Genomic DNA, 23186 nt, shown 5'->3' on the forward strand with positions numbered 1-23186 from the left:
TTGGGCTCATGTACTGTCAAGGTCAGTTGCGATGAACGATTTCAAAGGACGGCATTTTACCGGCGAGGTCATCCTATGGGCGGTGCGCTGGTATTGTCGATACGGCATCAGCTACCGTGATCTCGAGGAAATGCTGTCCGAGCGTGGGATCGATGTCGATCATACGACGATCTATCGCTGGGTGCAGCGCTACGCGCCGGAGATGGAGAAGCGTCTCCGCTGGTTCTGGCGGCGCGGCTTTGATCCGAGCTGGCGTCTGGATGAGACCTACGTAAAGGTGCGGGGCAAATGGACCTACCTGTACCGGGCGGTCGACAAACGGGGCGACACGATTGATTTCTATCTGTCATCGACACGCAGCGCCAAAGCGGCGAAGCGCTTTCTGGGCAAAGCTCTTCGTGGCCTGAAGGACTGGGAAAAGCCGGCCAAACTCAATACCGACAAGGCACCCAGCTACGGCGCAGCAATCGCTGAGCTGAAACGCGAAGGCAAACTGGCGGCGGAAACCGAGCACCGGCAGGTGAAATATCTGAACAACGTGCTCGAGGCCGACCACGGCAAGCTGAAGATGCTGATCAAGCCGGTACGTGGCTTCAAGTCGATGCCAACGGCCTACGCCACGATCAAGGGCTTCGAGGTCATGCGCGCCCTACGCAAAGGACAGGCCCAGGCATGGTGCCTGCAGCCAGGTATCATGGGGAGGTGCGCCTGGTTGAAAGAGCATTCGGAATTGGACCCTCGGCCCTGACCGAAACCATGATTATGCTCAATAAGCATTTCGCCAATGCTGCCTAATCCCCCAACTGGGTGACGCCGCGCGGCCGTGCCCCATGTTTGCAACAGAGCCCCCTTGTGCATTGGAAAACTTCCTTCCTGGCGTCCGTTGAAATGGCCCGACCGAAGCCGGGCCGTGGCTTCCTACCAGCGCACCCGCGCTTTGGCCCGCAGCACGTCCTTATCCGACCACTGCGCCCTTGCATCGCCTTCCAGCGTGCAGCCGGTGAAGTACGCCTTGGCCCGCAGTTCCTCGGCCTTGCGTACCAGCTCGGCCGCCTCGTCCAGCAGCGCCCCGATCTCGTCACGGCGAGCAGGGAAGTCGGTCTTTGCCGCCTCCGGCAACTCGTCAATCCACGGCATGATCTTGCTCATCGGAATTTCTCCGGTTTTGACCTGGACAACACGCCCGGCCTTCACTTGTAATATTAGGGCAAATTGCCCTAGCTGTCAAGCGTTTTAGCTAAACTTTATCCATTATATCCACTTTGTTTAGCTTGAGTTTAGCCGCTAAATTTTCCCCTTGGCGTTCAAACCTCTTTCCAAATGACCCCCAAGCCGGCGAAGTCGCATAGCAGCGCCCACGCGGCATAAGGGATCATCGTTTCTTCACCGATCCAGCGCCTTACGGTGCGGTCGCCCTTGGCTCCAAGGCCCAACGCCTTCGCCGCTGCGCCGCCGGTGAATCCGGCCAGCCGCAGTACCTCCCGGATTTCTTCCCCGGTCGGCTGCTGCCAGCGGAACGCCGGGCGCAGGCATTCGAGCCTGATATTTGCCTCTGTCATGACTTGTTTTCTCCTGGTGAACTCAAAAGCCGCAACTGGTCGAATCCGTAGCAGGATTGAACACAACGCGGGTCGTACTCGGTCACTTTCCGGCCGTTCCGATTGACGCGATACCGGGGCGGCCGGTCGTCATGCGCCCATACTTGGCGCGTGTCGTGGCTGACCTTGGTAATGATGATTTTCTTGCCGACTTCTCCCTTGAAAGCGTGATGGTGAACGCTGACCACTTCGCACCTGGCACCGGGCCGGAAGCCGCCCGCCGCTTCTTCCTTGGCGTACAACTCGGCGGCCTCGGCCGCCTTGATCTTCGCCTTTGCCTCGGCCGCCCACTTGCGGGCGATGAACGCCCGATGCGCCGGCAGCACAACATCGACCAGGACAAAACCCGTGGGCACCTCCACGGTCGCCGGTTCCCGGCGTGCCGGCGGGATCAAGTCGGCCGTCCAGTCGGGCAGGGCATAGCCGGCCAGCCGGTCGCGGCTTTCCGGCTCGATCAGCTTGGGCCGCTTTTCCTTGAGGATGGCCGCGAAGATCGCGGCCGCCACGGCATCGACGGTCATGCCGCCGCGCAGCCGGTCGAAGTGCGAGCGGTAGCCGGTTTCCGAAATGAATGGCTTGTCCAGGTCAACGGCTTTGAACTCGAAATGGCTTCCCATGACGCCTACACCGCCACCAAAATCAACCAGGGCGCGCAGGCCCTCGACTTCGACCAGGAACTGGCCAGCCTGGCCCCAGCAAGGCACGTCACCAGGCGCGGCGCTGCAATGTCGGTCAATCACGCACCCAGCGGCCTCCGGGCCACCCTGGCAACCAAAAAACGTCCCACCATTGAGTTTCCAGGTCACGGCCTCGTAACGGGTCGTCGCCCGCTCGACCGCTGCATCGTCGCAGGCCATTACGCCGGCGTGCAGCTCGGCCACGGCGGCCCTGGCCAAGTCCAGCAGGCCAACCCGGTCAGTCGGCATCGAGGCGGCCAGCTCGGCCATCAATTCGTCGCGTTCATCGCGCTGTGATGTGGTTTTCTTCATGGTATGAAGTGGCCCCGGCCGAAACCGGGGCCGCCCCTCATCAGTCAATAGCGCGGTAAATCTGCGCCGCCTCGGCGTGCGTACCGGCGTACTCGCGCAACCAGTGGTAGCGGTCGATCAGAGCATCGCATTCGTCCGTGCCCTGGGTTTCGGCCGCAAGCTGGCCCAGCACGAACAAGGTGGCGACGATCCCGGCCGCATCAGCGGACATTTCGCCGCCGTAGCCGTTGCCATCGACTTCCAGGCGCAGCCGGCCCAGCACCGGAGCCATGTAGAACCCGCCATTGGTCAGCGTGTAGTAGTTCCAGAACCCGCCGTTGTAGCCTTCGGCCAGTCGGCGCATCCAGCCATACACCAGGGCTTCGCCGCGCATCATCAGGCGCGGGCCAAAGTAGGTCGGCAGGAAGTCCAGGCGGTGTTCGTCGTCCACCAGGACGGCGGCCAGCGGGATCAGTTCTTGAGCTTGGTTGTTCATCGGAAGTTCTCCGGTTTTGACCTGAGCAACATGCCCGGCCTTCATCTGTAATATTAGGGCAAATTGCCCTAGCTGTCAAGTGTTTTTAGCTAAACTTTTTTTAGCGGCTAAAAATGGTTTGCAGTGAACGGCCCGAAATGTTATATTTAGATATAACTTTCTGAAAGGAGCATCACCATGCACACAACGAATCTCCGCAAGGTCGGCGGATCGGTCATGTTGGCCGTCCCGCCGGCGATCCTCGATCTGCTGCAATTGCAGGCCGGGGCCACGGTCGGCGTAGCCGTTACCGATGGCCGCCTGGTAGTCGATCCCAGGCCCCAGCCGCGCTACACGATGGCCGAGCTGCTGGCCGCCTCGGACTATTCGCAGCCACAAACTGCGGAAGAACGGGAATGGGTCGATGCCCCGGCAGTGGGGCGTGAGCTGATATGAGGCGGGGGACATTTACCTGGTGTCGCTTGATCCCACCGAAGGCCGTGAGCAACGCGGCAGCCGGCCGGTGCTGGTCGTATCGCCGGCCGAGTTCAACGCGGCAACGAAACTGCCGGTGTGCTTGCCGATCACGAACGGCGGCGATTTCGCCCGCCGGATCGGTTTCGCGGTGCCGATTTCCGGCATCAAGACAACCGGCGTCGTTCGCTGCGATCAACCCCGCGTGCTCGATCTTGCAGCGCGTACCGCTCGCAAGGTGGACACGCTCCCGGCTCCTATCCTTGATGAAGTGCTGGCCAAGGTCGCCACGCTGTTCCAGTAGTCAATCCGCGCCCTTCGGTGTGTTCTTAACACTTGAGGGGCGCTTTCCCTGGCCGTGTCGGCCGCCTTTTCTCCTTGGCGTAAAACCTGCTGCCTTCCAGTTCGCACCGATCTTCGATTAGTGCGCAGATGGTGGCTTCACTGCGGCCTTGACAGTCGGGGAGTCCAGAGGGGCGGTAGCCCCTTTGGGCATAGCGCAGCGTAAGCGCACAAAATTTGCTTCTTTCCAGGCGCTTGCGCCTGGTTCAACCGATGGCAGCGCCGTAGGCGCTCCATTTTTGGGGTGAGGACGCGCAGCGGCCGAGGGGCTTGCCCCTGGGGGATGGGAGGCCGCGCAGCGGCCGGGAGGGATCGAGAAGGGGGGCACCCCCTTCGGCGGCCGGTTCTTCCTCGCGCCGGTTTTTTTCCTGGCTTGTCGATTTTTTCGCCAGCCTGGTTATTCTTCTAGGTTATATATAAGGTTTAAAGATAGGTTAAAAGAAAGGTTAGAGGCCCTGAAAAACGCTCGTAAGGCGTTGATACGCCAAGGGAAAGGTGAACAGGCCCGCCCCTCAAGTGTCAATGGATAAGCCCCTCAAGTGTCAGTAGTCGGCCCCTCAAGTGTTAGGAAAGCCGCCCCTCAAGTGTTAGCAGGCCCGCCCCTCAAGTGTCAGTAGGGAAGGGCACTTGCTAACAGGGTTATCCACAATTCCTGTGGAAAACTTCCCCGAAATCAGCCGGATACGTGCCATGAAACGCGGTCTCGGGTGGCGATCTGGCCAAAATCGACCGTAGCCCCTCAAGTGTCAGTAGTGCGCCGGCATGGTCGGCCCCTCAAGTGTTAACAACGGCCCTTCAAGTGTCATCGTCGGCCGAGTTGTCCCAAAACTATCCACACCGTCGCCGGTATCCAGGCGGCCGGTGGTCGCCGGCACTTCCTGGCTTCCGGTCGGCTCGTGGAAGGGCCACAAGGCCCGCAGGCAGGCGGTTAGAGGCCCTGAAAAACGCTCGTAAGGCGTTGATACGCCAAGGGAAAGGTGAACAGGCCCGCCCCTCAAGTGTCAATGGATAAGCCCCTCAAGTGTCAGTAGTCGGCCCCTCAAGTGTTAGGAAAGCCGCCCCTCAAGTGTTAGCAGGCCCGCCCCTCAAGTGTCAGTAGGGAAGGGCACTTGCTAACAGGGTTATCCACAATTCCTGTGGAAAACTTCCCCGAAATCAGCCGGATACGTGCCATGAAACGCGGTCTCGGGTGGCGATCTGGCCAAAATCGACCGTAGCCCCTCAAGTGTCAGTAGTGCGCCGGCATGGTCGGCCCCTCAAGTGTTAACAACGGCCCTTCAAGTGTCATCGTCGGCCGAGTTGTCCCAAAACTATCCACACCGTCGCCGGTATCCAGGCGGCCGGTGGTCGCCGGCACTTCCTGGCTTCCGGTCGGCTCGTGGAAGGGCCACAAGGCCCGCAGGCAGGCCGCAAGCCCAGCGGCTAGGGCCATAGGCCCGGTGAGCGTCGGAAAGGGGGTCTCCTCGTTTTCAGTGCAATAAGTGACGGTACGCAAAGCTAGCACTGGCGCGGGGGTGGTCTGGGTAGACCGTTGATTTCATTGACTTTCCTGTTCGCTTTGTAAACGGGTATGGTGGCCTCCCACTTTTGAGGTTCACGATGCAGGGTTGGCACACAACGTTTTTGGGGATGCGTGGGCTCCCCCGCGATATCAGCGACTTCGAGATGAAGGCATTTTTCACCTTCGATGGTGCCGAGCGCGACGCAATCAATGCACGCCGAGGTGATTCCCACAAGCTTGGTCTGGCGCTCCATATTGGTTTCCTGCGCATGAGTGGGCGTTTGCTCGGTGCCTTTCGGGTAATTCCAGTAGCCTTGTGGCGCCACCTTGGCAACGAGCTTGGCATTGCAGCACCAGAAGTCGCCTCGCTGAGAGCCATGTATGAACGCGGGCGCACGCTATTCGATCACCAACAAGTAGCCTGCACGGTCCTTGGATTCCAGTGGATGAGCGAGCACCAGCGCCGCTCACTGGTACGTGAACTGCGCGACGAAGTGGCGCGCTGCGCCGACCGCGATCAGCTACTCGTGCGGGCGCGTCAATGGCTGTACAAGAACAAGCTGGTGATCGTGCACGAGCGGGCAATTCGGACACTGATTGCGGCGGCACTTGCCCAGCTTGAAGTTGAAACAGGCACCGCCATCGCCGCCAGCGTTGATCCAGCAACACTTGATCGCTGGCGAGCCTCAGTTTCAGAGCTGCGCCCAGATGGACAAACCCAGCAGATCTTGAGTGCGGCATCTTTGCCCATGGCTTTGCCCGCGCTCGCTGCGGCGACTGTGGGCACGACTACTTTGTAGCCTTCTCCTGCAAAGGCCGGGGAGTCTGCCCCTCGTGCACCACGCGGCGGATGGTGGAGACGGCGGCACACCTGAGCGACCACGTTTTCCCCCGCCTGCCGGTGCGCCAGTGGGTGCTCTCCGTGCCCAAGAGGTTGCGGTACTTCATGCAACGCGACGGAGCGGTGCTGAGCATGGTGCTGCGCATCTTTCTGCGGGTGATCGCACAAACTCTGCAGACCCACAGCCCCGGTGCGGCCCATATGGACAAGGCAGGCCTGCACATCGGTGCCATCGCCTTCATTCACCGATTCGGCTCCAGCCTCAATGAACACGTCCACTTCCACGTTTGTGTGGTGGACGGGGTGTTTGAGGAAGTGGAGGGCGAGGGCGATGCTGATGCGACCCCTCGAATCTCATCGCCGGGTGTCATCTTTCACGCGGCCACCGGCATCGATGCGGCTACCGTGGCCCCAGTGCAGACCACACTGCAAAAACGCATCCTGCGCGCCTTCGTTGCTCGGGGCCTGCTGGAGAACTGTGACGCCAAAGACATGCTGGGCTACAAACACAGCGGCTTCTCGGTGGACGCCGGTGTCTGCATCGAAGCCCACGACCGCGCTGCGCTGGAGCGGCTGCTGCGCTATTGCGCGCGTCCACCGTTTTCCATCGAGCGCCTACGCAAAGAGGGAAGCAAACTGGTGTACCGCTGTGCCAAACAGCGCAGCGAGCCCACCAGTGACAAGCGCGGTGCCAAGGTTGATGAGCTGCACCTCACACCGCTGGAGCTGATCGACCGCATTGCCGCGCTGGTTCCCCCGCCACGCACCCACCGGCACCGCTATTTTGGCGTGTTGGCACCCAACTCGCCGCTCAGGGCTGCGGTGACGGCGCTGGCGACACCGGCGCAAGCCGCTCCCGTGCTGGGCGCGTCGATCAGCACGGGGGAGTGCGCGCCTGGTGTGGTACCGATGAGCAGCGCGCTGCCATCCCAGAGCGAGCCGGTGCTGCCCAAGCGTGCAGCGCACTACCTGTGGGCGGTGCTGATCGCCCGCATCTACGAGGTGTTCCCCCTCTTGTGTCCGCTGTGTGGCGGGCATATGCGCATCATCGCGTTCATTACGCACAGCGCTGACATCCGGCACATCCTGGACCACATCGGGGCAGATTCAGAGCCACCCCGCATCTCCCCGGCGCGCGGGCCACCGCTGTGGGATGACTGTAGTGATGCGCAGATGGATGACGGGGCGCAAACCGAGCCAGCAGACTGGGACCTAGCGGCGCAACCGGCACCGGACTTTGAGGTCGATCAGCGCATCAGTTGGTGAATGAACAAAGCGGCGATTTTGACTTGCCGCGAACTGGCTCTGCGCCCGGTACACGCCGAGCGCCGCAAATCACTCTCCTGAACGCCAAACCCTGGTGGTGAACCTGACACCTGGGCGGGAAAATCGAGTGTCTCAGCCGGCTTGATGGCGCTTCCGCGGTGCGATACTTGGCCTCATGCGGTTAAAACGCCTATCCGTCGGGCGCCAGCACGAAGTCCCAGTCCACGCGCCAGAACGGCGCTTGCATGCCGTGGCGGCGGGCCTCTTCGGGATTGTCCAGGAAGTCAGGAAACGGATCGCGGCCAGCCACTCCTGGTGCGTGGGCTCGACCTCCTTGACGGCCGCATGCAGGTGCGCACTAGCGCGGCCATGCCCTGCTGGAGGCGCGGCGAGGCGTCCTCGCCCATGCGGGCGTTGACGACCTCGGCCGAGCTGTCTTCGGCGAAGTACGCGAGGCCACCGCGGTCGCTGTCGGATGGGGGCTGTGGCATGGAGTCTCCTGTTCGTGGCGGTGGCGGGCGCCCTGCCCGCCGGGCGGCGGCTCAGGCCTGGGCGACGTCATGCCGGCACGGCGTCCGCTGCAGCACCGGCCCGCGGGCCTGCGGCTCCACGCCCCACCCAACAGCCGCCGCGCCGATGCTGTGCAGCAGGTGCTCCGTGAAGGCACGCACCTTGGCATTGCCTTGCCGCTGGGCCGCAGCAGGTGGATGCCGCTGACCTCGGCCGGCGGCGCGTCCTTCCAGCTGCAGCGCCACGATGCGCCGGCCGCCAGGTCTTCGCCGATGGCCCAGTTGGGCATCAGTGCGATGCCCAGGCCGCGCGCCGCGCACAGGCGCCGCGTGTCGCAGTCGTTGCTCTCCAGCGCCACCTGCGGCGGCTGACGCCAGTCGATGCCGGCCAGCTCGCGCCAGCCACGCACGCTGGTGCTGTGCTGGCGGTCGATCAGCCGGTGCTGCGCCAGATCGGCCATGCAGCGCGGCGTGCCGTGGCGGCGCAGGTAGGCCGGCGAGGCGCACATCACATAGCGCTGGCTGCCGATGCGCCGGCTGACCAGCGCGCTGTCGGGCTGGTCGCCGATGCGGATCACGAGGTCGAAGCGCTCGGCCACCGGATCGACCACGCGCTCGGTCAGCTCCAGCTCGACATTCAAGGCTGGATAGCGGTCGAACAGCGTGGGCAGGTGCGGGGCCACATGGCGGCGGCCGAACGCGGGCACACAGCTCACGCGCAGCAGGCCCTGCACGCTGCCGTCCAGCGCCACCACCTCGCTGCGCGTGTCCATGAGCTCGTGCAGGATCTTCAGCGCGCGCTCGTACAACAGCGCACCGGCCTCGGTCAGCGCCAGCGCGCGGGTCGATCGCGTGAGCAGCGGCACCTGCATCTCGCGCTCCAGCGCGTCGATCTGCCGGGCCACGGACGAGGCCGCTAGGCCGCGGCGCCGCGCGGCGGCGGAAAAGCTCTTGTCCTGCACCACGTCGACGAACAGGGAAAGGCTTTCGGCAAAACCCAGGGGATTCATCTGTGCACCTCACGCAAAGGCGTTTGACCCGCGGGCGGCATTCCGCTCGCGTGGCGCAAAGAATAGCATCGGCCGCCTCATCCGACCGAGCCTTCACGCCATGCACACACACGAGACACCACGCGCCCACGGGTGCATTCCCGCAACAACCCTGCGCCGACGCCAGGCGCTGCTGGGTGCGGCCGCGGCGCTGCTGCTGGCCGGCCCAGGACCGGCGCGTGCCGACGACTACCCCAGCCGCATGCTCACGCTGATCGTGCCCTTCGCTGCTGGCGGCACCGTGGACAAGGTGGCCCGCATGCTGCAGGAGCCGCTGCGCGAGCGGCTGGGCCAACAGGTGGTGGTGGACAACCGCGGCGGCGCCGGCGGCACCATCGGCATGGCCCAACTGGCCAAAGGCGCGCCCGACGGCTACACGGTGGCCATGGTGTTCGACTCCTACGCGACCGAGCAGCACATCCACCGCAAGCTGCCCTACGAGACGCTGCGCGACTTCGCTGGCGTCTCCTATGCCGTGCGCTCGCCCATGGTGCTGGTGGTGCCCGCGGCTTCTCCCTACAAGACCGTGCAGGACTACGTGGCCGCCGCGCGCCAGCGCGAAGTGACCTACGCCTCGGTGGGCGCTGGCAGCTCTAACCACCTGGCGGCCGAGCTGTTCCACGAGACCGCCGGCAGCCGCGGCCTGCACGTGCCCTACAAAGGCGGCGGCCCGGCCATCGCCGACCTGCTGGGCGGCCATGTCGATTCGATGATCGCCAGCCTGCCACTGGTGCTGCCGCACGTGCAGGCCGGCAAGCTGCGTGCGCTGGCCGTGACCTCGCAGGCGCGCAGCGCCGCACTGCCCCAGGTGCCGGCCGTGGCCGAGGCGCACAAGGGCTTCGAGATCTACTCCTGGGTCGGCATGGTGGCGCCGGCCAAGACGCCCGCGCCGGTGCTGGACAAGCTCTCGGTGGCGATGGCGGCCACGCTGCGCGACCCGGCGCTGGCGCGCCGCATGGCCGACAACGGCTTCGAGGTGGTGGCCGGCGACCGCGCCGCCATGGACCAGCTGGTGCAGCGCGAGAGCCAGCGCTGGGGCGAGCTCATCGCCAAGCGCAAGATCAGCGTGGAGTGAGCGCCGTGCAGAACCAGCCCTTCACCTACGAGAGCCGGGCGCAGCGTGTGCTGTTCGGCGCCGGCACGCTGGCGCAGGCGCCGGCCGAGCTGGAGCGGATGGGCGCGCACAAGGCCCTGGTGCTGTGCACCGCGCCGCAGCGTGCCCAGGCCGAAGCCGTGGCGGCCCTGCTCGGGCCGCGCGCCGCCGGCATCTTCGACGGGGCGGTGATGCACGTGCCCATGGCCAGCGCCGAGGCCGCGCGCGCTGCGGCAGCACAGGCCGGCGCCAATGCGCTGGTGGCCGTGGGCGGCGGCTCCACCGTAGGCCTGGCCAAGGCGATTGCGCTGGTCTCGCCGTTGCCGGTGCTGGCCATCCCCACCACCTACGCGGGCTCGGAGATGACGCCCATCTACGGGCTGACCGAGAACGGCCTCAAGCGCACCGGCCGCGACGTGCGCGTGCTGCCGCGCAGCGTGCTGTACGACCCCGAACTCACGTTGGCACTGCCGGTGGGCCTGTCGGTGGTGAGCGGCATCAACGCCATCGCGCACGCGGCCGAGGGCCTGTACGCGGCCGACGGCAACCCGGTCATGGGCCTGATGGCGGCCGAGGGCATCGCCGCGCTGGGCCGCGCGCTGCCCGCGCTGCACGCCGCGCCGCACGACCTGCACGCGCGCAGCGATGCGCTGTACGGCGCCTGGCTGTGCGGCCTGGTGCTGGGCAGCGTGTCCATGGCCCTGCACCACAAGCTGTGCCACACGCTGGGCGGCAGCTTCAACCTGCCGCACGCCGAGCTGCACACCGTGGTGCTGCCGCACGTGCTGGCCTACAACGCCAAGGCGGCGCCGCACGCCATGCAGCGCATCGCCGCCGCGCTGGGAACCGCCGATGCCGCGCTGGGCGTGCACACGCTGGCGCGGCGACTGGGCGCACCCACCGCGCTACGCGACATCGGCATGCGGGAAGAAGACCTGGACAAGGCGTGCGCGCTGGCCCTGCGCGACGCCTACCCCAATCCACGGCCGATCGAGGCTGCGCCGCTGCGGAACTTGCTGCAGGAGGCGTTCGAAGGTGCGGCGCCGCGGCCGCCAAACCTCTCAACAACACCGACGCAACAAACGACGGAGACGACCCCATGACACGTCTACAAACCTGCATCGCCGCAGGCGGCTCCGGCACGCCGCCAGAGCGCACTGTGCAGGCGCGCGTCGTCGCCCAGCAGTCTGGCCCCTCCTTCCTCGAAAGCATCGCCGAGGGCCCGGACCGCGCCTTGTATGTCACCGACTTCCACAACCGCCAGCTGTTGCGCTACGTGGACGACAAGGGATTCAGCGTGCACGCCCGGCTCGACGTCCATCCATGGGGCATGGTGTTCGACAGCGATGGCACGCTGTACTTCGGTGCGGCCGAGCGCGGCATCGTGGACAAGACCTCGCCGCCCACGCAGTGGGTCTGGCGCCAACGCCGCGGCGAGGCACCGCAACCCTTTCTGAAGATCGAGCAGGCACGCGCGCTGAACGGCATGACCCTGCTCGCGCCAGGCCGCATCCTGATCGCCGACGGCCGCGGCGGCACGGTATGGCTGCTCGATGTCGCCGCCCGCAGCGCCAGCCCCTTCGTGCGCGACGCGCTACTGGATGTGCCACCCGGCTTCGCGCTGCCCACACCGGCCGCGAACGGCCTGAAGATCCACGCCGGGCACCTGTACGTTTCCAACACGGCGCGCGTGGCCATGTTGCGCATTCCGCTCGGTGCCGACTTGCGGCCCGGCGCCGTGCAGGTCTTCGTGGAACCGCTGCGCGCGGACGACTTCGCTTTCTCCCCGAGCGGCAACCTGTATGTCACCACGCACCGGCGCGAAATCCTGCGCGTCACCCCTGAGGGACGCGTCTCGGAGGTGCCAGGCATCGGACCCGAACTGGTGGGCAGCACTGCCATGGTCTGGCGCAGCGGCGAACACAGCGCCTACGCCATCAACGATGGCGGCTTCATCGGCTTCCACTGGTACGGGGGCTCCACGCCCACGGCCTCGAACCTGGTGCGGCTCGACGGGCTGGACTGAGCGGTTGTGCATCTCTGGCGGGCCCTGACGCCAAGGTGGCATGCCCCACCCTCGCTGTTCCATGCGGAGAACACCCCAGCCGGCCCGCATCAGCGCCCCAGAAAGTCAGGCTTTTGGCGCGCGAAGAACGCGTCCACGCCGGTGCGGAAATCGTCCGTCGCGGCGCACACCTGGAACGCCGCCGACTCCGCATCAAGCTGCTCGGGCAGCGCGCGGTCAAAGCTCGCGCGCATGAGCCGGCGCAGCTGGCCCAGCGCCACCGTCGGGCCATTGGCCAGCCGCTGCGCCAGCGCCATGGCTTCGCCCGCCAGCGCATCGGCCGGCACCACGCGGTTGACCAGGCCCATGCGCTCGGCCGCCGCCGCGTCGAGCATGTCGCCCAGCATGGCGATCTCCAGCGCACGGCGCAGGCCGACCCAGCGCGGCAGCGCCCAGGAGGCACCCACGTCGCAGCTCGTGCCGATGTTCACGTAGGCCAGGTTGAAGCGCGTGCCCTCGGCCGCGAGCACGAAGTCGGCCTGCAGCATGAGCGACAGGCCGGCGCCGGCCGCCACGCCGTGCACCTGGGCCACCACGGGCGCATCGATGCCGGCCAGCACCACCAGCGCCTCGTGCAGCGGGCCGATCAGCGCCTTGGCGCCGCCCTGCGGATCGGCCTGCAGCACCGCCAGGTCGCCGCCGGCCATGAAGCCCTTGCCGCTGCCCGACAGCAGCACGGCGCGCACGCTGCTGTCGGCGGCGATGTCGCGCACGGCCGCGAGAAAGCCCTCGGCCATGGGCACGTCCAGCGCATTGAGCGTGGCCGGGCGGTTGAAGCGCAGCGTGGCGACCGCGCCTTCGCGGCCGATCTGCAGGGGGGCGTCGTCTTGCGTCATGCGGGGCTCTTTCGTGGTGCGCGCCGGCCCGGTTGGCGGGTGGCGGCAGCTGGGGGAACAGGGGGAACGGCGGGAACGGGGGCGAGCACGCCGCCCAGCAGCAGCGCAATGCCCTGCTCGGCGATCTGCTCGGGCGCCATGGCGCCGTCGGGCCGGTACCAGCGGCCGATCCAGCTCAGCGCGCCGGCCAGCATGAAGGCCGCCAGCTTGGGATCGCAGGGCTGCAGCGAGCCTTCGGCAATGCCCTCTTCGACCAGCCGGCGGAACTCGTGGTCGATGCCGGCCTTGAGCCGGCGCAGCTCCTTGCGCAGCGGCGGCGGCAGCGGGTCTTCGCCGATGCGGATCACGCACTGGCCGAAGTCGTCCATCACGATGGCCGCGTAGCTGCGCATGCAGGCCTGCAGCTGGTCCAGCGCGCGGCCGCCCTGCTGGCGCACCTCGGCAATGCCCTCCTGCATCATGGCCAGCGCCGCGCGCACGCATTCGAGCAGGATGTCGTCCTTGCTCTTGACGTAGTAGTACAGCGTGGGCTTGCTCACATGGAGCTTCTTATTTAGCTCCAGCAGCCCCATTGATACTGTGATTTCATCCAGCAATGGTATCCGATTGGCTCTCCCCGGTGTTCTTGCTCACGACATCCCCATACGTCACTGGCGGCGTAACCACCGCTTGCTGCAGCAAGCGGTAAAACAGCATCCCGCGTGAGCTGGATGTGCGCCGGTTGAAACGGAACACGAATTCATCGAGATAGGCGTCCAGGTGGTCTGGCTGTACAGAGCCATGATGTGTTCCCAGCACCCAGCGCTGTACCAGTGAGGCGACCCGGTGCACTCCCGCCATGGAGACATGGGCAGGTACGCCTGAGCCGAGCATGACGGTGCGCTGGTGGGTGTAACCCAGTTCTCCCAGAGCGCGGTATGCCGCCGAACCATCCGTGCGTACCTGGGCTCCAGGCTCGACCACCTCCTGCACAAAGGGGATTACGTGGGTGGCGGCGTCTCGGTCAATGCGGCGTAACCGGATGCGCCCAAACCCCTTGGGCTCCACGATCTCCACCGCCATGACCATCAACACTTTGGTGGTGCTGCTCTTGCGCCCTGCAGGGGTGGCGGGATTCTTGCGATCCGTGATGGACAGGTACGTTTCATCCACCTCCACAAGCCCCTTGAGCTTGTCCCGGCCCGGGCGGACCATGGCACGTCGAAACCGGTGCAGCATGGTCCAGGCGGTCTGGTAGCTCCCCAAACCCAATACGCGCTGCAGCCCCAGGGCGCTCACGCCTTGTTTCTGATTGGTCAGGTACCAAGCTGCAGCCAGCCAGACACGCAGCGGTGTGCGCGTCTTGTCAAAGATGGTTCCAGATGTCACTGTGCCTTGGTACTGGCATGAGCGGCACATCAGGCGGGTGCGGCTGGCGCGGTACACATCGCCAGCGTTGCCGCAACGCGGGCAGACGAAGCCTTGGGGCCACCGAAGCTTCTCCAGGAACGCCTGGCAAGCCTCTTCGGTGGCAAACCAGTCAAGAAATTCGTTCCAGGTGCGGGGGTAGTCCCCTCCAGGAGTTGGCGTTAGCATCTGGGTTTCCATCCAGCTATTCTCACGTCACTGGAGCTAAATAGATACCCCTTGCATTTGTACAGTATTCATGTCAGCCACTTCCAAGCCCAAGCTCTACAACCCACGCCACCCCGAACGCACGCTGCTCTACCAAACGGTAGCCGAGCACTACGAGACCTGGCTAGAGTTGGCCAGCGCGGGTCAGTTCGACGGCCAGGGCGACCACCACACCCCCAAGCCCTTCGTGCGCAAAGCGTTTGCCAAGTATCTTGAGTGCGGCATCTTTGCCCATGGCTTTGCCCGCGCTCGCTGCGGCGACTGTGGGCACGACTACTTTGTAGCCTTCTCCTGCAAAGGCCGGGGAGTCTGCCCCTCGTGCACCACGCGGCGGATGGTGGAGACGGCGGCACACCTGAGCGACCACGTTTTCCCCCGCCTGCCGGTGCGCCAGTGGGTGCTGTCCGTGCCCAAGCGGCTTCGGTACTTCATGCAACGCGACGGAGCGGTGCTGAGCATGGTGCTGCGCATCTTTCTGCGGGTGATCGCACAAACTCTGCAGACCCACAGCCCCGGTGCGGCCCATATGGACAAGGCAGGCCTGCACATCGGTGCCATCGCCTTCATTCACCGATTCGGCTCCGGCCTCAATGAACACGTCCACTTCCACGTTTGTGTGGTGGACGGGGTGTTTGAGGAAGTGGAGGGCGAGGGCGATGCTGATGCGACCCCTCGAATCTCATCGCCGGGTGTCATCTTTCACGCGGCCACCGGCATCGATGCGGCTACCGTGGCCCCAGTGCAGACCACACTGCAAAAACGTATCCTGCGCGCCTTCGTTGCTCGGGGCCTGCTGGAGAACTGTGACGCCAAAGACATGCTGGGCTACAAACACAGCGGCTTCTCGGTGGACGCCGGTGTCTGCATCGAAGCCCACGACCGCGCTGCGCTGGAGCGGCTGCTGCGCTATTGCGCGCGTCCACCATTTTCCATCGAGCGCCTACGCAAAGAGGGAAGCAAACTGGTGTACCGCTGTGCCAAACAGCGCAGCGAGCCCACCAGTGACAAGCGTGGTGCCAAGGCAGATGAGCTGCACCTCACACCGCTGGAACTGATCGACCGCATCGCCGCGCTGGTGCCACCGCCACGCACCCACCGGCACCGCTACTTTGGTGTGCTGGCACCAAACTCGCCGCTGAGAGCGGCGGTAACGGCGCTGGCTCAGCCTGCTGCGTCGCAACCAGCCACGGTGGAGACTGCACAACCTGGCGCGGGCGTACCTGGGGTGGCGGCGCCGGGCAACGCGGCCACACCCACACCCGAACCTGAAGCACGCCCGAAGCGAGCGGCGCATTACTTGTGGGCGGTGCTGATTGCCCGCATCTACGAGGCATTTCCGCTGCTGTGCCCCATGTGCGGTGGGCAGATGCGCATCATTGCCTTCATCACCCACAGCGCCGAAATCCGCCACATCCTGAACCACATCGGGGTGGAGTCTGCCCCCCCGCACATCACCCCGGCACGCGGGCCACCGCTGTGGGAGGGCTGCGACGCGCCGGTGGATGATGGTGCGCAAGGCGAGCCGGATTGGGATCTGGCAGCTCAACCCGACGAGGTAGACCAGCGCGTCAATTGGTGACCCAGTGAAGCGGCGGTATCCATCGCTGCGGGGAAGCAGCTGCGCGCGCGCCAGGCCCAAATGCATACTGCCTCCCAAGCTCTTGCCATTGAGCGGCAAGCGAGCGCTCAACCTTCCTTGGCCGAACGTGTTTCGAGGCCCAAAACTCGTGCCATACTTGGCCTCATGCGGTTGAATTTCCTATCTGGATTCACCGGCATCGATGCGGCTACCGTGGCCCCAGTGCAGACCACACTGCAAAAACGTATCCTGCGCGCCTTCGTTGCTCGGGGCCTGCTGGAGAACTGTGACGCCAAAGACATGCTGGGCTACAAACACAGCGGCTTCTCGGTGGACGCCGGTGTCTGCATCGAAGCCCACGACCGCGCTGCGCTGGAGCGGCTGCTGCGCTATTGCGCGCGTCCACCATTTTCCATCGAGCGCCTACGCAAAGAGGGAAGCAAACTGGTGTACCGCTGTGCCAAACAGCGCAGCGAGCCCACCAGTGACAAGCGTGGTGCCAAGGCAGATGAGCTGCACCTCACACCGCTGGAACTGATCGACCGCATCGCCGCGCTGGTGCCACCGCCACGCACCCACCGGCACCGCTACTTTGGTGTGCTGGCACCAAACTCGCCGCTGAGAGCGGCGGTAACGGCGCTGGCTCAGCCTGCTGCGTCGCAACCAGCCACGGTGGAGACTGCACAACCTGGCGCGGGCGTACCTGGGGTGGCGGCGCCGGGCAACGCGGCCACACCCACACCCGAACCTGAAGCACGCCCGAAGCGAGCGGCGCATTACTTGTGGGCGGTGCTGATTGCCCGCATCTACGAGGCATTTCCGCTGCTGTGCCCCATGTGCGGTGGGCAGATGCGCATCATTGCCTTCATCACCCACAGCGCCGAAATCCGCCACATCCTGAACCACATCGGGGTGGAGTCTGCCCCCCGCACATCACCCCGGCACGCGGGCCACCGCTGTGGGAGGGCTGCGACGCGCCGGTGGATGATGGTGCGCAAGGCGAGCCGGATTGGGATCTGGCAGCTCAACCCGACGAGGTAGACCAGCGCGTCAATTGGTGACCCAGTGAAGCGGCGGTATCCATCGCTGCGGGGAAGCAGCTGCGCGCGCGCCAGGCCCAAATGCATACTGCCTCCCAAGCTCTTGCCATTGAGCGGCAAGCGAGCGCTCAACCTTCCTTGGCCGAACGTGTTTCGAGGCCCAAAACTCGTGCCATACTTGGCCTCATGCGGTTGAATTTCCTATCTGGATTGGAGCTAAATAGATACCCCTTGCATTTGTACAGTATTCATGTCAGCCACTTCCAAGCCCAAGCTCTACAACCCACGCCACTACACTGGCGAAAACGATCAGGAGGATTCGCATGTCACCCGCCTTCGACATCGCCCCGCTCGACGCCACGTTCGGCGCCGTCGTCACCGGCGTGAAGCTCGCCGATCTCGATGATGCCGGATGGCTCGACCTGCAGGCTGCCTGGCTCGAGTACGCACTCCTCGTTTTCCCCGATCAGCATCTCACGCGCGAGCAGCAGATCGCCTTTGCCCGTCGCTTCGGGCCACTCGAGTTCGAGATGGCCGCGATCAGCAACGTGCGGCCCGACGGCAGCCTGCGGGTCGAGAGCGACAACGACGACATGATGAAGATCCTGAAGGGCAACATGGGCTGGCATGCCGACAGCACCTACATGCCGGTCCAGGCCAAGGGCGCGGTGTTCAGTGCCGAAGTGGTTCCTAGCGTCGGCGGCCAGACCGGCTTCGCCGACATGCGCGCGGCCTACGACGCGCTCGACGAGGATCTGAAGGCGCGCGTCGAGACGCTGCAGGCCCGGCACTCGCTGCATTACAGCCAGTCGAAGCTCGGCCACCAGACCAAGGCGGCCGACGGTGAATATAGCGGCTACGGGCTGCATGACGGGCCGGTGCCGCTGCGGCCGCTGGTGAAGATCCATCCCGAGACCGGCCGCAAGTCGCTGCTGATCGGCCGCCACGCCCACGCCATTCCCGGCTTGGAGCCAGCCGAGTCCGAACGCTTGCTGCAGCAGCTGATCGACTTCGCCTGCCAGCCGCCGCGAATCTATCATCACGACTGGGCGCCGGGCGACGCCGTGCTGTGGGACAATCGCTGCCTGCTGCACCAGGCGACGCCGTGGGACATGACCCAGAAGCGCATCATGTGGCACAGCCGCATCGCCGGCGACCCGGCCAGCGAGACCGCGCTGGCGCATTGACGTATCATCGGCGCATGAAGCTGGCCCGACGCGACGCGTTGCGAGGAACGGCGGCGATGGCCGTCGCAGGGCTGATCGGCGGCCGAGCCCATGCCGCCACGGAGGCGGTCCGCCTGATCTGCGGCTTCGGCGTCGGCAACCCGACAGACCTCTGCGCCCAGCTGATCCAGGACGGCTTCTCGGCCGCGCTCAACGAGCCCGTCGAGTTCGACTATACGCTGGGCCAGGCTGGACGCCGGGCCGCCCTCCAGGTGATCGACGCCGAGCCCGACGGGCGGATGCTGTTGATCGCCGAAATCCTGAACCTGGTATTGCAGGAGACGCCGGCCGAGCTGCTCTTGCGCCCTGCAGGGGTGGCGGGATTCTTGCGATCCGTGATGGACAGGTACGTTTCATCCACCTCCACAAGCCCCTTGAGCTTGTCCCGGCCCGGGCGGACCATGGCACGTCGAAACCGGTGCAGCATGGTCCAGGCGGTCTGGTAGCTCCCCAAACCCAATACGCGCTGCAGCCCCAGGGCGCTCACGCCTTGTTTCTGATTGGTCAGGTACCAAGCTGCAGCCAGCCAGACACGCAGCGGTGTGCGCGTCTTGTCAAAGATGGTTCCAGATGTCACTGTGCCTTGGTACTGGCATGAGCGGCACATCAGGCGGGTGCGGCTGGCGCGGTACACATCGCCAGGTGCTCCGTGAAGGCACGCACCTTGGCATTCGCCTTGCCGCTGGGCCGCAGCAGGTGGATGCCGCTGACCTCGGCCGGCGGCGCGTCTTCCAGCTGCAGCGCCACGATGCGCCCGGCCGCCAGGTCTTCGCCGATGGCCCAGTTGGGCATCAGTGCGATGCCCAGGCCGCGCGCCGCGCACAGGCGCCGCGTGTCGCAGTCGTTGCTCTCCAGCGCCACCTGCGGCGGCTGACGCCAGTCGATGCCGGCCAGCTCGCGCCAGCCACGCACGCTGGTGCTGTGCTGGCGGTCGATCAGCCGGTGCTGCGCCAGATCGGCCATGCAGCGCGGCGTGCCGTGGCGGCGCAGGTAGGCCGGCGAGGCGCACATCACATAGCGCTGGCTGCCGATGCGCCGGCTGACCAGCGCGCTGTCGGGCTGGTCGCCGATGCGGATCACGAGGTCGAAGCGCTCGGCCACCGGATCGACCACGCGCTCGGTCAGCTCCAGCTCGACATTCAAGGCTGGATAGCGGTCGAACAGCGTGGGCAGGTGCGGGGCCACATGGCGGCGGCCGAACGCGGGCACACAGCTCACGCGCAGCAGGCCCTGCACGCTGCCGTCCAGCGCCACCACCTCGCTGCGCGTGTCCATGAGCTCGTGCAGGATCTTCAGCGCGCGCTCGTACAACAGCGCACCGGCCTCGGTCAGCGCCAGCGCGCGGGTCGATCGCGTGAGCAGCGGCACCTGCATCTCGCGCTCCAGCGCGTCGATCTGCCGGGCCACGGACGAGGCCGCTAGGCCGCGGCGCCGCGCGGCGGCGGAAAAGCTCTTGTCCTGCACCACGTCGACGAACAGGGAAAGGCTTTCGGCAAAACCCAGGGGATTCATCTGTGCACCTCACGCAAAGGCGTTTGACCCGCGGGCGGCATTCCGCTCGCGTGGCGCAAAGAATAGCATCGGCCGCCTCATCCGACCGAGCCTTCACGCCATGCACACACACGAGACACCACGCGCCCACGGGTGCATTCCCGCAACAACCCTGCGCCGACGCCAGGCGCTGCTGGGTGCGGCCGCGGCGCTGCTGCTGGCCGGCCCAGGACCGGCGCGTGCCGACGACTACCCCAGCCGCATGCTCACGCTGATCGTGCCCTTCGCTGCTGGCGGCACCGTGGACAAGGTGGCCCGCATGCTGCAGGAGCCGCTGCGCGAGCGGCTGGGCCAACAGGTGGTGGTGGACAACCGCGGCGGCGCCGGCGGCACCATCGGCATGGCCCAACTGGCCAAAGGCGCGCCCGACGGCTACACGGTGGCCATGGTGTTCGACTCCTACGCGACCGAGCAGCACATCCACCGCAAGCTGCCCTACGAGACGCTGCGCGACTTCGCTGGCGTCTCCTATGCCGTGCGCTCGCCCATGGTGCTGGTGGTGCCCGCGGCTTCTCCCTACAAGACCGTGCAGGACTACGTGGCCGCCGCGCGCCAGCGCGAAGTGACCTACGCCTCGGTGGGCGCTGGCAGCTCTAACCACCTGGCGGCCGAGCTGTTCCACGAGACCGCCGGCAGCCGCGGCCTGCACGTGCCCTACAAAGGCGGCGGCCCGGCCATCGCCGACCTGCTGGGCGGCCATGTCGATTCGATGATCGCCAGCCTGCCACTGGTGCTGCCGCACGTGCAGGCCGGCAAGCTGCGTGCGCTGGCCGTGACCTCGCAGGCGCGCAGCGCCGCACTGCCCCAGGTGCCGGCCGTGGCCGAGGCGCACAAGGGCTTCGAGATCTACTCCTGGGTCGGCATGGTGGCGCCGGCCAAGACGCCCGCGCCGGTGCTGGACAAGCTCTCGGTGGCGATGGCGGCCACGCTGCGCGACCCGGCGCTGGCGCGCCGCATGGCCGACAACGGCTTCGAGGTGGTGGCCGGCGACCGCGCCGCCATGGACCAGCTGGTGCAGCGCGAGAGCCAGCGCTGGGGCGAGCTCATCGCCAAGCGCAAGATCAGCGTGGAGTGAGCGCCGTGCAGAACCAGCCCTTCACCTACGAGAGCCGGGCGCAGCGTGTGCTGTTCGGCGCCGGCACGCTGGCGCAGGCGCCGGCCGAGCTGGAGCGGATGGGCGCGCACAAGGCCCTGGTGCTGTGCACCGCGCCGCAGCGTGCCCAGGCCGAAGCCGTGGCGGCCCTGCTCGGGCCGCGCGCCGCCGGCATCTTCGACGGGGCGGTGATGCACGTGCCCATGGCCAGCGCCGAGGCCGCGCGCGCTGCGGCAGCACAGGCCGGCGCCAATGCGCTGGTGGCCGTGGGCGGCGGCTCCACCGTAGGCCTGGCCAAGGCGATTGCGCTGGTCTCGCCGTTGCCGGTGCTGGCCATCCCCACCACCTACGCGGGCTCGGAGATGACGCCCATCTACGGGCTGACCGAGAACGGCCTCAAGCGCACCGGCCGCGACGTGCGCGTGCTGCCGCGCAGCGTGCTGTACGACCCCGAACTCACGTTGGCACTGCCGGTGGGCCTGTCGGTGGTGAGCGGCATCAACGCCATCGCGCACGCGGCCGAGGGCCTGTACGCGGCCGACGGCAACCCGGTCATGGGCCTGATGGCGGCCGAGGGCATCGCCGCGCTGGGCCGCGCGCTGCCCGCGCTGCACGCCGCGCCGCACGACCTGCACGCGCGCAGCGATGCGCTGTACGGCGCCTGGCTGTGCGGCCTGGTGCTGGGCAGCGTGTCCATGGCCCTGCACCACAAGCTGTGCCACACGCTGGGCGGCAGCTTCAACCTGCCGCACGCCGAGCTGCACACCGTGGTGCTGCCGCACGTGCTGGCCTACAACGCCAAGGCGGCGCCGCACGCCATGCAGCGCATCGCCGCCGCGCTGGGAACCGCCGATGCCGCGCTGGGCGTGCACACGCTGGCGCGGCGACTGGGCGCACCCACCGCGCTACGCGACATCGGCATGCGGGAAGAAGACCTGGACAAGGCGTGCGCGCTGGCCCTGCGCGACGCCTACCCCAATCCACGGCCGATCGAGGCTGCGCCGCTGCGGAACTTGCTGCAGGAGGCGTTCGAAGGTGCGGCGCCGCGGCCGCCAAACCTCTCAACAACACCGACGCAACAAACGACGGAGACGACCCCATGACACGTCTACAAACCTGCATCGCCGCAGGCGGCTCCGGCACGCCGCCAGAGCGCACTGTGCAGGCGCGCGTCGTCGCCCAGCAGTCTGGCCCCTCCTTCCTCGAAAGCATCGCCGAGGGCCCGGACCGCGCCTTGTATGTCACCGACTTCCACAACCGCCAGCTGTTGCGCTACGTGGACGACAAGGGATTCAGCGTGCACGCCCGGCTCGACGTCCATCCATGGGGCATGGTGTTCGACAGCGATGGCACGCTGTACTTCGGTGCGGCCGAGCGCGGCATCGTGGACAAGACCTCGCCGCCCACGCAGTGGGTCTGGCGCCAACGCCGCGGCGAGGCACCGCAACCCTTTCTGAAGATCGAGCAGGCACGCGCGCTGAACGGCATGACCCTGCTCGCGCCAGGCCGCATCCTGATCGCCGACGGCCGCGGCGGCACGGTATGGCTGCTCGATGTCGCCGCCCGCAGCGCCAGCCCCTTCGTGCGCGACGCGCTACTGGATGTGCCACCCGGCTTCGCGCTGCCCACACCGGCCGCGAACGGCCTGAAGATCCACGCCGGGCACCTGTACGTTTCCAACACGGCGCGCGTGGCCATGTTGCGCATTCCGCTCGGTGCCGACTTGCGGCCCGGCGCCGTGCAGGTCTTCGTGGAACCGCTGCGCGCGGACGACTTCGCTTTCTCCCCGAGCGGCAACCTGTATGTCACCACGCACCGGCGCGAAATCCTGCGCGTCACCCCTGAGGGACGCGTCTCGGAGGTGCCAGGCATCGGACCCGAACTGGTGGGCAGCACTGCCATGGTCTGGCGCAGCGGCGAACACAGCGCCTACGCCATCAACGATGGCGGCTTCATCGGCTTCCACTGGTACGGGGGCTCCACGCCCACGGCCTCGAACCTGGTGCGGCTCGACGGGCTGGACTGAGCGGTTGTGCATCTCTGGCGGGCCCTGACGCCAAGGTGGC

At 66.2% G+C, this 23186-nt stretch carries 18 protein-coding genes and 7 pseudogenes; 14 read left to right on the top strand and 11 right to left on the bottom strand.

Going from position 1 to position 23186, the window contains the following annotated elements:
• The first annotated feature begins 31 nt into the window (after positions 1-31).
• Positions 32-795: pseudogene (locus B6S01_RS14845) on the top strand (IS6 family transposase).
• Positions 796-918: 123 nt separating this feature from the next.
• Here the strand turns inward: B6S01_RS14845 and kleA are convergent.
• The 4 genes from kleA to B6S01_RS14865 all read right to left on the bottom strand — a co-directional run bounded on the left by kleA (position 919) and on the right by B6S01_RS14865 (position 3062).
• Entirely contained in the window at positions 919-1149 is a 231-nt protein-coding gene (gene kleA, locus B6S01_RS14850) for a stable inheritance protein KleA (protein WP_031942777.1), read from the bottom strand.
• A gap of 155 nt (positions 1150-1304) precedes the next feature.
• Complete coding sequence (locus tag B6S01_RS14855; RefSeq protein WP_015061623.1) at positions 1305-1559, bottom strand: hypothetical protein; 255 nt, start codon at positions 1557-1559, stop codon at positions 1305-1307.
• Positions 1556-2587, bottom strand: a complete 1032-nt coding sequence (locus B6S01_RS14860; RefSeq protein WP_031942778.1) for a hypothetical protein — start codon at positions 2585-2587, stop codon at positions 1556-1558. Before B6S01_RS14860 ends, B6S01_RS14855 begins: the two co-directional genes overlap by 4 nt.
• 40 nt (positions 2588-2627) lie before the next feature.
• Positions 2628-3062, bottom strand: coding sequence for an antirestriction protein (locus B6S01_RS14865; protein ID WP_031942779.1), 435 nt, complete (start codon positions 3060-3062; stop codon positions 2628-2630).
• A 177-nt stretch (positions 3063-3239) separates the two neighbouring features.
• On the opposite strand from B6S01_RS14865, the gene B6S01_RS14870 reads away from it, so the two are divergent.
• The 4 genes and pseudogenes from B6S01_RS14870 to B6S01_RS14890 form a co-directional block, all read left to right on the top strand.
• A complete protein-coding gene (locus B6S01_RS14870) occupies positions 3240-3497 on the top strand; it encodes an AbrB/MazE/SpoVT family DNA-binding domain-containing protein (protein ID WP_015061620.1) in 258 nt (85 codons plus the stop codon).
• A gap of 19 nt (positions 3498-3516) precedes the next feature.
• Positions 3517-3819, top strand: coding sequence for a type II toxin-antitoxin system PemK/MazF family toxin (locus tag B6S01_RS14875; protein WP_234810805.1), 303 nt, complete (start codon positions 3517-3519; stop codon positions 3817-3819).
• A 1637-nt stretch (positions 3820-5456) separates the two neighbouring features.
• A pseudogene (locus B6S01_RS14885) lies at positions 5457-6083 on the top strand (DUF4158 domain-containing protein); the annotation flags it as partial.
• Positions 6084-6085: 2 nt separating this feature from the next.
• Positions 6086-7465, top strand: a pseudogene (locus B6S01_RS14890) (transposase); the annotation flags it as partial.
• A gap of 282 nt (positions 7466-7747) precedes the next feature.
• On the opposite strand, the pseudogene B6S01_RS22145 reads toward B6S01_RS14890, so the two are convergent.
• Both B6S01_RS22145 and B6S01_RS14900 read right to left on the bottom strand, forming a co-directional pair.
• Positions 7748-7956, bottom strand: a pseudogene (locus tag B6S01_RS22145) (dioxygenase); the annotation flags it as partial.
• A 239-nt stretch (positions 7957-8195) separates the two neighbouring features.
• Positions 8196-8984, bottom strand: a pseudogene (locus B6S01_RS14900) (LysR family transcriptional regulator); the annotation flags it as partial.
• 100 nt (positions 8985-9084) lie between these two features.
• On the opposite strand from B6S01_RS14900, the gene B6S01_RS14905 reads away from it, so the two are divergent.
• The 3 genes from B6S01_RS14905 to B6S01_RS14915 are packed head-to-tail and all read left to right on the top strand — an operon-like array spanning position 9085 to position 12142.
• On the top strand, positions 9085-10098 hold the full coding sequence (locus tag B6S01_RS14905; RefSeq protein WP_031942784.1) for a tripartite tricarboxylate transporter substrate binding protein: 1014 nt from the start codon (positions 9085-9087) through the stop codon (positions 10096-10098).
• 5 nt (positions 10099-10103) lie between these two features.
• The gene (locus B6S01_RS14910; protein WP_031942785.1) at positions 10104-11219 is read left to right on the top strand and encodes a maleylacetate reductase; all 1116 of its coding nucleotides are present in this window, start codon (positions 10104-10106) and stop codon (positions 11217-11219) included.
• On the top strand, positions 11216-12142 hold the full coding sequence (locus B6S01_RS14915) for an SMP-30/gluconolactonase/LRE family protein (protein WP_062793238.1): 927 nt from the start codon (positions 11216-11218) through the stop codon (positions 12140-12142). The genes B6S01_RS14910 and B6S01_RS14915 overlap by 4 nt, the downstream gene beginning before the upstream one ends.
• Before the next feature lie 89 nt (positions 12143-12231).
• On the opposite strand, the gene B6S01_RS14920 is transcribed toward B6S01_RS14915, so the two are convergent.
• The 3 genes from B6S01_RS14920 to B6S01_RS14930 are packed head-to-tail and all read right to left on the bottom strand — an operon-like array spanning position 12232 to position 14604.
• Complete coding sequence (locus tag B6S01_RS14920; RefSeq protein ID WP_031942787.1) at positions 12232-13017, bottom strand: enoyl-CoA hydratase/isomerase family protein; 786 nt, start codon at positions 13015-13017, stop codon at positions 12232-12234.
• A complete protein-coding gene (locus B6S01_RS14925) occupies positions 13014-13589 on the bottom strand; it encodes a TetR/AcrR family transcriptional regulator (protein WP_031942788.1) in 576 nt (191 codons plus the stop codon). Before B6S01_RS14925 ends, B6S01_RS14920 begins: the two co-directional genes overlap by 4 nt.
• Before the next feature lie 13 nt (positions 13590-13602).
• Positions 13603-14604 (bottom strand): IS1595-like element ISCsp2 family transposase, encoded by a 1002-nt coding sequence (locus B6S01_RS14930; protein WP_011805635.1) that lies wholly within the window; start codon positions 14602-14604, stop codon positions 13603-13605.
• A gap of 58 nt (positions 14605-14662) precedes the next feature.
• On the opposite strand from B6S01_RS14930, the gene B6S01_RS14935 reads away from it, so the two are divergent.
• The 3 genes and pseudogenes from B6S01_RS14935 to B6S01_RS14950 all read left to right on the top strand — a co-directional run bounded on the left by B6S01_RS14935 (position 14663) and on the right by B6S01_RS14950 (position 18437).
• On the top strand, positions 14663-16210 hold the full coding sequence (locus B6S01_RS14935) for an IS91-like element ISCR8/ISPps1 family transposase (protein ID WP_012248458.1): 1548 nt from the start codon (positions 14663-14665) through the stop codon (positions 16208-16210).
• A 192-nt stretch (positions 16211-16402) separates the two neighbouring features.
• Positions 16403-17271: pseudogene (locus B6S01_RS14940) on the top strand (IS91-like element ISCR8/ISPps1 family transposase); the annotation flags it as partial.
• Between the two features lie 302 nt (positions 17272-17573).
• A complete protein-coding gene (locus B6S01_RS14950) occupies positions 17574-18437 on the top strand; it encodes a TauD/TfdA dioxygenase family protein (RefSeq protein ID WP_037468461.1) in 864 nt (287 codons plus the stop codon).
• Positions 18438-18761: 324 nt separating this feature from the next.
• Here the strand turns inward: B6S01_RS14950 and B6S01_RS14955 are convergent.
• Positions 18762-19125 (bottom strand): annotated as a pseudogene (locus B6S01_RS14955) (IS1595 family transposase); the annotation flags it as partial.
• Positions 19083-19988 (bottom strand): LysR family transcriptional regulator, encoded by a 906-nt coding sequence (locus tag B6S01_RS14960; protein ID WP_081570482.1) that lies wholly within the window; start codon positions 19986-19988, stop codon positions 19083-19085. The pseudogene B6S01_RS14955 and the gene B6S01_RS14960, both read right to left, overlap by 43 nt.
• Positions 19989-20088: 100 nt before the next feature.
• Between B6S01_RS14960 and B6S01_RS14965 the strand changes: the two genes are divergently transcribed.
• From B6S01_RS14965 to B6S01_RS14975, 3 genes are read left to right on the top strand one after another with little or no spacing between them, the layout of a single operon-like run.
• Positions 20089-21102, top strand: a complete 1014-nt coding sequence (locus tag B6S01_RS14965) for a tripartite tricarboxylate transporter substrate binding protein (RefSeq protein ID WP_031942784.1) — start codon at positions 20089-20091, stop codon at positions 21100-21102.
• Between the two features lie 5 nt (positions 21103-21107).
• Positions 21108-22223, top strand: a complete 1116-nt coding sequence (locus tag B6S01_RS14970; RefSeq protein ID WP_031942785.1) for a maleylacetate reductase — start codon at positions 21108-21110, stop codon at positions 22221-22223.
• Complete coding sequence (locus tag B6S01_RS14975; protein ID WP_062793238.1) at positions 22220-23146, top strand: SMP-30/gluconolactonase/LRE family protein; 927 nt, start codon at positions 22220-22222, stop codon at positions 23144-23146. The genes B6S01_RS14970 and B6S01_RS14975 overlap by 4 nt, the downstream gene beginning before the upstream one ends.
• Positions 23147-23186 lie beyond the last annotated feature (40 nt).

It is taken from the genome of Sphingobium herbicidovorans (assembly GCF_002080435.1).
In the GTDB taxonomy this organism is placed as follows: Bacteria; Pseudomonadota; Alphaproteobacteria; order Sphingomonadales; family Sphingomonadaceae; genus Sphingobium; species Sphingobium herbicidovorans.